Source organism: Streptomyces sp. NPDC031132, assembly GCF_055570595.1.
The window spans coordinates 112,636-120,411 of the sequence record NZ_JBVIGX010000023.1; the positions used below are offsets into that span (position 1 = coordinate 112,636).

The following is a 7,776-nucleotide window of genomic DNA, read 5'->3' on the forward strand; positions in this document are numbered from 1 at the left end:
TCTCCATCCTCCCCCTCTCCGACTTTCCGCGCCCCTCCCCGTTGCTCCCTCCCCCCCCCCCCCCCCCTCACCCCCCCCCCCCCCCCTCCCGCCCCGCCCCCCCCCCCCCCCCCCCCCCCCCCCCCGAGCCGGGGCCGGTGCGCCACACCCCGGCGGCATGCGGCCCGGGGACCCGACGGCCGACGGGCCCTCGCACCAGGACCCGCAGGGGTGGGAACCGGGCCGGGCCGGGGGAGCCTGGCTCACCGACGCCGAAGCCGAAGCCGAAGTCGAAGCCACAGATGCGGCGCAGACGCCCGGGGCGTGGGCCGGGGTCGGGGACGGCGGGCCGCTGCCCGGGGTGCCGCGGCAGCGGGAGGCGGGGGAGGACCGGGCGGAGCCACCCGTCGGGCGGGCCGAGGGGCGGTGGCTGCGCGGGGCGCGGCGGGCCGGCGGCGCCCGCTATGCAGGCGCGGCGGCGCCCGCCGCCTTCACCCCGCCCCCCGGGCACCCGGACGCGGCCGCCGCCCCGCCCCGCGGGGCCCGCTTCGGGCGCCCCGCCCCCGAGCCCCCGGCTCCCCGCGGGACGATCGGCCGGGCCCGTTTCGCACCGCCGCGGCCGGATGCACCCTCCGTCGACGGGGGTCCCTTCGCGTCCCCCGCTCCGGACGCCCGCACCGACGCCGGGGACCCCCTCGCTCCGACGGAGGCGCAGGCGCAGTACGCGGCCGGCCCCCCTTCCGCCTCCCCCGAGGCGCAGGTGCAGTCCGCCACCCGGGGCAACTTCGCGCCGCCGGGGCCACATGCGCAGTACGGCGAGCCGGAGCCGGGCCGGCAGGGCGGGATTGCGGGGGTCGTCGGGCAGTTGGTGGCCCTGCGGTCCCAGGGGCGGAGCGGGGAGGCGCACGCGGTGCTCTGCGAGGCCGCAGCCGGGCCCGCAGAGTGGTTGCCCTCGTTCGCCGCCGAGCTGGTGCGCGCCGGGCTCGGTGCGGACTGGGCCACGCTGCTGTGGGAGGCGGCCTCGCTCCCGCCCGAGCGGCTCGCCGCGGCGGCCGCCGCCCTCGGCGCGGCCGGCCGGCACGCCGACTGCGAGGCGCTGCTGCGTCAGGGAGCCGCCCGCCCCGCCGCCGAGATCGCCGACGCCGCCCTGGCCCTGGCCGCCGCCGGACGGACCCACGAGGCCGACGCGCTGCTCGGCGCCTTCGTCAAGACCCGCACCGCGCAGGAGGCGGTCCGGCTCGCGCGCCGCGATCCGCAGTGGTTCACCCCCCGGCTGCTGCGGGCCGCCGAGGCTCTGTCCGGCCCGCATCACCGTGACCTCGTACACGCCCTGCGGGTTGCGAAACCGCCCGTCCATTGAGCGGATTCGACCGTCCGTTGTCATACCTTGATCGACTCACCCAACCGTGCACGGCGGTCTTGCCCCACGGTGTGACGAGGCCTACGTTCTACTCCCTACGCATGTCGTCTACGTGCGTAGAACTCGGCGTTCCCGTCGCGAGGAGCAGCTCATGGCCCAAGTCGTCCGCGCCGCACTCGTCCAGGCCACCTGGACCGGAGACACCGAGTCGATGATCGCCAAACACGAGGAGCACGCCCGCCGGGCCGCCGCCCAGGGCGCGCAGATCATCGGCTTCCAGGAGGTGTTCAACGCCCCGTACTTCTGCCAGGTCCAGGATCCCGAGCACTACCGCTGGGCCGAGCCCGTCCCCGACGGCCCCACCGTCCAGCGCATGCAGGCGCTCGCCCGGGAGACCGGCATGGTCATCGTCGTACCGGTCTTCGAGCTCGAGTCCGAGGGCTTCTACTACAACACCGCCGCCGTCATCGACGCCGACGGCAGCTACCTCGGCAAGTACCGCAAACACCACATCCCCCAGGTCAAGGGCTTCTGGGAGAAGTACTACTTCCGCCCGGGCAACCTCGGCTGGCCCGTCTTCGACACCGCCGTCGGCCGCGTCGGCGTCTACATCTGCTACGACCGCCACTTCCCCGAGGGCTGGCGCGCCCTGGGCCTGGCCGGGGCCCAGCTGGTCTACAACCCCTCCGCCACCCACCGGGGCCTGTCCTCCTACCTCTGGAAGCTGGAACAGCCCGCCGCGGCCGTCGCCAACGAGTACTTCGTGGCCGCGATCAACCGCGTCGGCCAGGAGGAGTACGGCGACAACGACTTCTACGGCACCAGCTACTTCGTCGACCCCCGAGGCCAGTTCGTCGGGGAGGTCGCCAGCGGCAAGGACGAGGAACTCCTCGTCCGGGAGCTCGACTTCGACCTGATCAAGGAGGTCCGCGACCAGTGGGCCTTCTACCGCGACCGCCGCCCCGACGCCTACGGAGGGCTCGTACAGCCGTGACCGACCCGATCCCCCTGCACAGCCGCCACCAGGCCGTCATGCCCGACTGGCTCTCGCTCTACTACCGCCGCCCCCTCGAGCTCACGCACGGCGAGGGCCGCCACGTCTGGGACGCCGACGGCAACCGCTACCTCGACTTCTTCGGCGGCATCCTCACCACGATGACCGCCCACGCCCTGCCCGAGGTCACCAAGGCCGTCTCCGAGCAGGCCGGCCGGCTCATCCACTCCTCCACCCTCTACCTCAACCGGCCGATGATCGAGCTGGCCGAGCGGATCGCAGCCCTGTCCGGCATCCCCGAGGCGCGGGTCTTCTTCACCACCTCCGGCACCGAGGCCAACGACACCGCCCTGCTGCTGGCGACCGCGTACCGCCGCTCCAACCAGATCCTGGCGATGCGCAACAGCTACCACGGCCGGTCCTTCTCCGCCGTCGGCATCACCGGCAACCGCGGCTGGTCCCCGACCAGCCTCTCGCCGCTGCAGACGTACTACGTCCACGGCGCGGTGCGCTCCCGCGGCCCCTTCGCGCACCTGAACGACGCCGAGTTCACCGCCGCCGCCGTCGCCGACCTCGAGGACGTGCTCGGCCAGGCCCGCGGCGGCGTCGCCGCCCTCATCGCGGAGCCCATCCAGGGCGTCGGCGGGTTCACCGCCCCGCCCGACGGGCTGTACGGGGCCTTCCGCCGGGTCCTCGACCGGCACGGCATCCTCTGGATCAGCGACGAGGTGCAGACCGGCTGGGGCCGTACGGGCGAGCACTTCTGGGGCTGGCAGGCCCACGCCCAGAACGGGCCGCCAGACATCCTCACCTTCGCCAAGGGCATCGGCAACGGCATGTCCATCGGCGGGGTCGTGGCCCGCGCCGAGGTGATGAACTGCATCGACACCAACTCCATCTCCACCTTCGGCGGCTCCCCGGTCACCATGGCGGCCGGCGTCGCCAACCTCGCGTACCTGCTGGAGCACGACCTCCAGGGCAACGCCCGCCGCGTCGGCGGCCTGCTCCTGGAGCGGCTGCGCGCGATCGCCGCCACCGTGCCCGCCGTACGGGAGGTCCGCGGCCGGGGCCTGATGGCCGGGCTGGAGCTGACGAAACCCGGCACCGACGAGGCCGATCCGGACGCGGCCGCCGCCGTCCTGGAGGCCGCCCGCGAAGGCGGCCTGCTGCTCGGCAAGGGCGGCGGGTACAACACCAGCGTGCTGCGCATCGCGCCGCCGCTGTCCCTCACCGTCGCCGAGGCGGAAGAGGGCGCCGAGATCCTCGAACGGGCCCTGCACAGCATCGTGTAAACGGGAGGCGCCGCACATGTCCATCCGCACCCTCATCCGCGGCGGCCTCGTCGTCACGGCCGCCGACGAGCTCCACGCCGACGTCCTGGTCGAGGACGGCCGGGTGGCCGCCCTCGCGGCCCACGGCTCGGCGGCCGCCGAGGCCTGGACCGCCGACCGTACGATCGACGCGAGCGGGAAGTACGTCATCCCCGGCGGGGTCGACGCCCACACCCACATGGAGCTGCCCTTCGGCGGCACCGCCGCCTCGGACACGTTCGAGACCGGTACCCGGGCCGCCGCCTGGGGCGGCACCACCACCATCGTCGACTTCGCCGTGCAGAGCATGGGCCAGGCCCTGCGCCAGGGGCTCGACACCTGGTACGACAAGGCCGACGGCAAGTGCTCCATCGACTACGCCTTCCACATGATCCTCTCGGACGTCAACGAGGGGACCCTGAAGGAGATGGACCACCTGGTCGGGGAGGGAGTCACCTCCTTCAAGCTGTTCATGGCCTACCCCGGCGTCTTCTACAGCGACGACGGGCAGATCCTGCGCGCCATGCAGCGGGCCTCCGGCAACGGCGGGCTGATCATGATGCACGCCGAGAACGGCATCGCGATCGACGTCCTCGTCGAACAGGCCCTGGCCCGCGGGGAGACCGATCCCCGCCACCACGGCGAGGTCCGCAAGGTCCTCCTCGAAGCCGAGGCCACGCACCGGGCGATCCAGCTCGCGCGCGTGGCCGGCTCCCCGCTGTACGTGGTCCACGTCTCGGCGGAGGAGGCGGTCGCCGAGCTCGCCGCCGCCCGCGACAAGGGCCTGCCGGTGTTCGGGGAGACCTGCCCGCAGTACCTGTTCCTGTCCACCGACAACCTCGCGGAACCCGATTTCCAGGGCGCCAAGTACGTCTGCTCCACCCCGCTGCGGCCGCGCGAGCACCAGGCCGCGCTCTGGCGGGGTCTGCGGACCGACGACCTCCAGGTGGTCTCCACCGACCACTGCCCGTTCTGCTTCCGCGGTCAGAAGGAGCTCGGCCGCGGGGACTTCTCCAAGATTCCGAACGGGCTGCCGGGCGTGGAGAACCGGATGGACCTCCTCCACCAGGCCGTCCTGGACGGCCACATCAGCCGCCGCCGCTGGATCGAGATCGCTTGCGCGAGCCCGGCCCGGATGTTCGGCCTCTACCCGCAGAAGGGCACCATCGCTCCGGGCTCCGACGCCGACATCGTCCTCTACGATCCGCACGCCGAGCAGGTCATCTCCGCCGAGACGCACCACATGAACGTGGACTACTCGGCGTACGAGGGCAAGCGGATCACCGGACGCGTCGACACCGTGCTCTCGCGCGGCGAACTCGTCATCGACCGGCGCGAGTACACCGGCCGGGCCGGCCACGGGGTGTTCATCCCCCGCTCCACCTGCCAGTACCTCTAAGGAACCGTGATGGACTTCGGCCTCGTCCTCCAGACCGACCCGCCCGCCTCACAGGTCATCAGCCTCATGAAGCGGGCCGAGCGCAACGGCTTCCGCTACGGCTGGACCTTCGACTCCGCCGTGCTGTGGCAGGAACCGTTCGTCATCTACAGCCAGATCCTCGCGAACACGCAGAAGCTGCACATCGGCCCGATGGTCACCAATCCCGGCACCCGCACCTGGGAGGTCACCGCCTCCACCTTCGCCACCCTCAACGACATGTACGGCAACCGCACGGTGTGCGGGATCGGCCGCGGCGACTCCGCGATGCGGGTCGCCGGGCGCAAGCCGAACACCCTGGCCCGCCTCGGCGAGGCCATCGACGTCATCCGGGACCTCGCCGAGGGCCGGGAGGCCGAGGTCGACGGCAATCCACTGAGGCTGCCGTGGGTCCGGGACGGGAAACTCCCCGTCTGGATGGCCGCTTACGGGCCGAAGGCGCTGGCCCTGGCCGGCGAGAAGGCGGACGGGTTCATCCTCCAGCTCGCCGACCCCTACCTCACCGAGTGGATGGTCGGCTCGGTCCGGGAGGCCGCCGAACGGGCCGGCCGCGACCCGGGCGCGGTCAAGATCTGCGTGGCGGCGCCGGCGTACGTGGGCGAGGACCTGGCCCACGCCCGCGACCAGTGCCGCTGGTTCGGCGGGATGGTCGGCAACCACGTCGCCGACCTCGTCGGCCGCTACGGCGAACACTCCGGCATGGTGCCGGACGCCCTCACCGAGTACATCAAGGCCCGCCAGGGCTACGACTACAGCCACCACGGCCGCGCCGGGAACCCGTCCGCCGACTTCGTGCCGGACGAGATCGTGGACCGCTTCTGCCTGCTCGGCCCGCCCGAGGCCCACATCGAGAAGCTGCAGACCCTGCGCGACCTGGGCGTCGACCAGTTCGCCGTGTACGACATGCACGACGCGAAGGAGGCCACCATCGACGCGTACGGGCAGCACGTCATCCCGGCGATCAACGGCTGACGGCCCGGCCGCGCTCCGGGAGGTACTCCGGACGCCCCCTGCACCGCTGACGGTGCAGGGGGCGCCGTCGTTCACCGAGGAGGCCCCGTCGTGCAACCTCGGCCAGGCGGGCGGCCGGTCCGTAGGTTTCCGGCCATATTCGATCTTAACGAGCCCCATGGGTAAGTGTGTTGACCATACAATGGATCAACCGAAAGGCGTTGAGGGGACGAGTAGCGTCGTACGCGGCCAGGAGCGACCCGGGGATGGTGCGAGCCCGGGGGCGAGCGCGACGTGAAGATCACCCGGAGCCGCCGGAGGAAAGCCGGGGACCGGTATGGCCGGGTCCGGTGAGTAGAGCCGGCATCGGATCCCGAATGAAGTGGGCTCGGCGTGTGCAGTTTCCGGGCCAAGGAGGGTGGTACCGCGGGAGCCCGTCTCTCGTCCCTTCACTGGAACGATCCGCATAACCACCGGAGTATCCCCGATGACATCCCCGCAGTACCGCCCGGTACCCGCCCAGGTCGACCTGCCCGCCCTCGAGCACGCCGTTCTCGACTTCTGGCGCGAGAGCAAGACCTTCGCCAAGACCTTGGAGCAGTCCGAGGGCCGGCCCGAGTGGGTCTTCTACGAGGGCCCGCCCACCGCGAACGGCATGCCCGGTGCGCACCACATCGAGGCGCGCGTCTTCAAGGACGTCTTCCCTCGGTTCCGCACCATGCGCGGCTACCACGTGGCCCGCAAGGCCGGCTGGGACTGCCACGGCCTGCCCGTCGAGCTCGCCGTCGAGAAGGAGCTGGGCTTCAACGGCAAGCAGGACATCGAGGCGTACGGCATCGCCGAGTTCAACGCCAAGTGCCGCGAGTCGGTGACCCGGCACACCGACGCGTTCACCGAGCTCACGACCCGGATGGGCTACTGGGTCGACCTGGATGACGCGTACCGGACGATGGATCCCGAGTACGTCGAGTCCGTGTGGTGGTCGCTGAAGGAGATCTTCAACAAGGGCCTGCTCACCCAGGACCACCGCGTCGCCCCCTGGTGCCCGCGCTGCGGCACCGGCCTCTCCGACCACGAGCTGGCGCAGGGCTACGAGACCGTCGTCGACCCCTCGGTCTACGTCCGCTTCCCCCTGACCTCCGGCCCGCTCGCCGGCCAGGCGGCCCTGCTGGCCTGGACGACCACCCCCTGGACCCTGGTGTCCAACACCGCCGTGGCAGTGAACGCCGACGTCACGTACGTCGTCGCCACCGACGGTGAGCAGCAGTTGGTCGTGGCCGAAGCGCTGCTGGAGCAGGCCCTGGGCGAGGGCTGGAAGGCCACCGAACAGACCTTCACGGGCAAGGAGATGGAGCGCTGGACCTACCGGCCGCCCTTCTCGATCGTCCGTTTGGAAGAGGCCAATTTCGTCGTCAACGGTGACCACGTCACGACCGAGAGCGGAAGTGGTCTCGTCCACACCAACCCCGCCTTCGGCGAGGACGACTACAAGGTGTGCAAGGCGTACGGCCTGCCCGTCGTGAACCCGGTCCGCCCCGACGGCACCTTCGAGGAGGGTCTGGACCTCGTCGGCGGGATGTTCTTCAAGAAGGCCGACGAGGTGGTCCTCGCCGATCTGCGCGAGCGCGGCCTGCTGTTCCGTCACGAGACGTACGAGCACAGCTATCCGCACTGCTGGCGCTGCCACACCGCGCTGCTGTACTACGCGCAGCCGTCCTGGTACATCCGCACCACCGCGGTCAAG

Annotated in this window: 6 protein-coding genes; all 6 read left to right on the plus strand. The window is 71.8% G+C overall.

Annotated elements, in window-relative coordinates:
* The first annotated feature begins 157 nt into the window (after positions 1-157).
* Positions 158-1,339 (plus strand): hypothetical protein, encoded by a 1,182-nt coding sequence (locus ACZ49B_RS27830; RefSeq protein ID WP_468311104.1) that lies wholly within the window; start codon positions 158-160, stop codon positions 1,337-1,339.
* 151 nt (positions 1,340-1,490) lie between these two features.
* On the plus strand, positions 1,491-2,333 hold the full coding sequence (locus ACZ49B_RS27835) for a nitrilase-related carbon-nitrogen hydrolase (protein ID WP_030293003.1): 843 nt from the start codon (positions 1,491-1,493) through the stop codon (positions 2,331-2,333).
* Between the two features lie 38 nt (positions 2,334-2,371).
* Positions 2,372-3,625: an aspartate aminotransferase family protein gene (locus tag ACZ49B_RS27840; protein ID WP_468311116.1), complete on the plus strand. Its 1,254-nt coding sequence runs from the start codon at positions 2,372-2,374 to the stop codon at positions 3,623-3,625.
* Between the two features lie 16 nt (positions 3,626-3,641).
* On the plus strand, positions 3,642-5,042 hold the full coding sequence (hydA, locus tag ACZ49B_RS27845) for a dihydropyrimidinase (RefSeq protein ID WP_468311106.1): 1,401 nt from the start codon (positions 3,642-3,644) through the stop codon (positions 5,040-5,042).
* Positions 5,043-5,051: 9 nt separating this feature from the next.
* Entirely contained in the window at positions 5,052-6,053 is a 1,002-nt protein-coding gene (locus ACZ49B_RS27850; protein ID WP_468311108.1) for a TIGR03842 family LLM class F420-dependent oxidoreductase, read from the plus strand.
* 466 nt (positions 6,054-6,519) lie between these two features.
* Positions 6,520-7,776: class I tRNA ligase family protein (locus ACZ49B_RS27855; RefSeq protein WP_468311110.1), on the plus strand; the 1,257-nt coding region annotated here is incomplete at its 3' end.

Bases quoted from the DNA above. Each gene is read 5' to 3' on its own strand.
- ACZ49B_RS27840 (WP_468311116.1), top strand. From the start codon at position 2,372: ATGCCCGACTGGCTCTCGCTCTACTACCGCCGCCCCCTCGAGCTCACG.
- ACZ49B_RS27835 (WP_030293003.1), top strand. From the start codon at position 1,491: ATGGCCCAAGTCGTCCGCGCCGCACTCGTCCAGGCCACCTGGACCGGA.
- ACZ49B_RS27830 (WP_468311104.1), top strand. From the start codon at position 158: ATGCGGCCCGGGGACCCGACGGCCGACGGGCCCTCGCACCAGGACCCG.
- hydA (WP_468311106.1), top strand. From the start codon at position 3,642: ATGTCCATCCGCACCCTCATCCGCGGCGGCCTCGTCGTCACGGCCGCC.
- ACZ49B_RS27850 (WP_468311108.1), top strand. From the start codon at position 5,052: ATGGACTTCGGCCTCGTCCTCCAGACCGACCCGCCCGCCTCACAGGTC.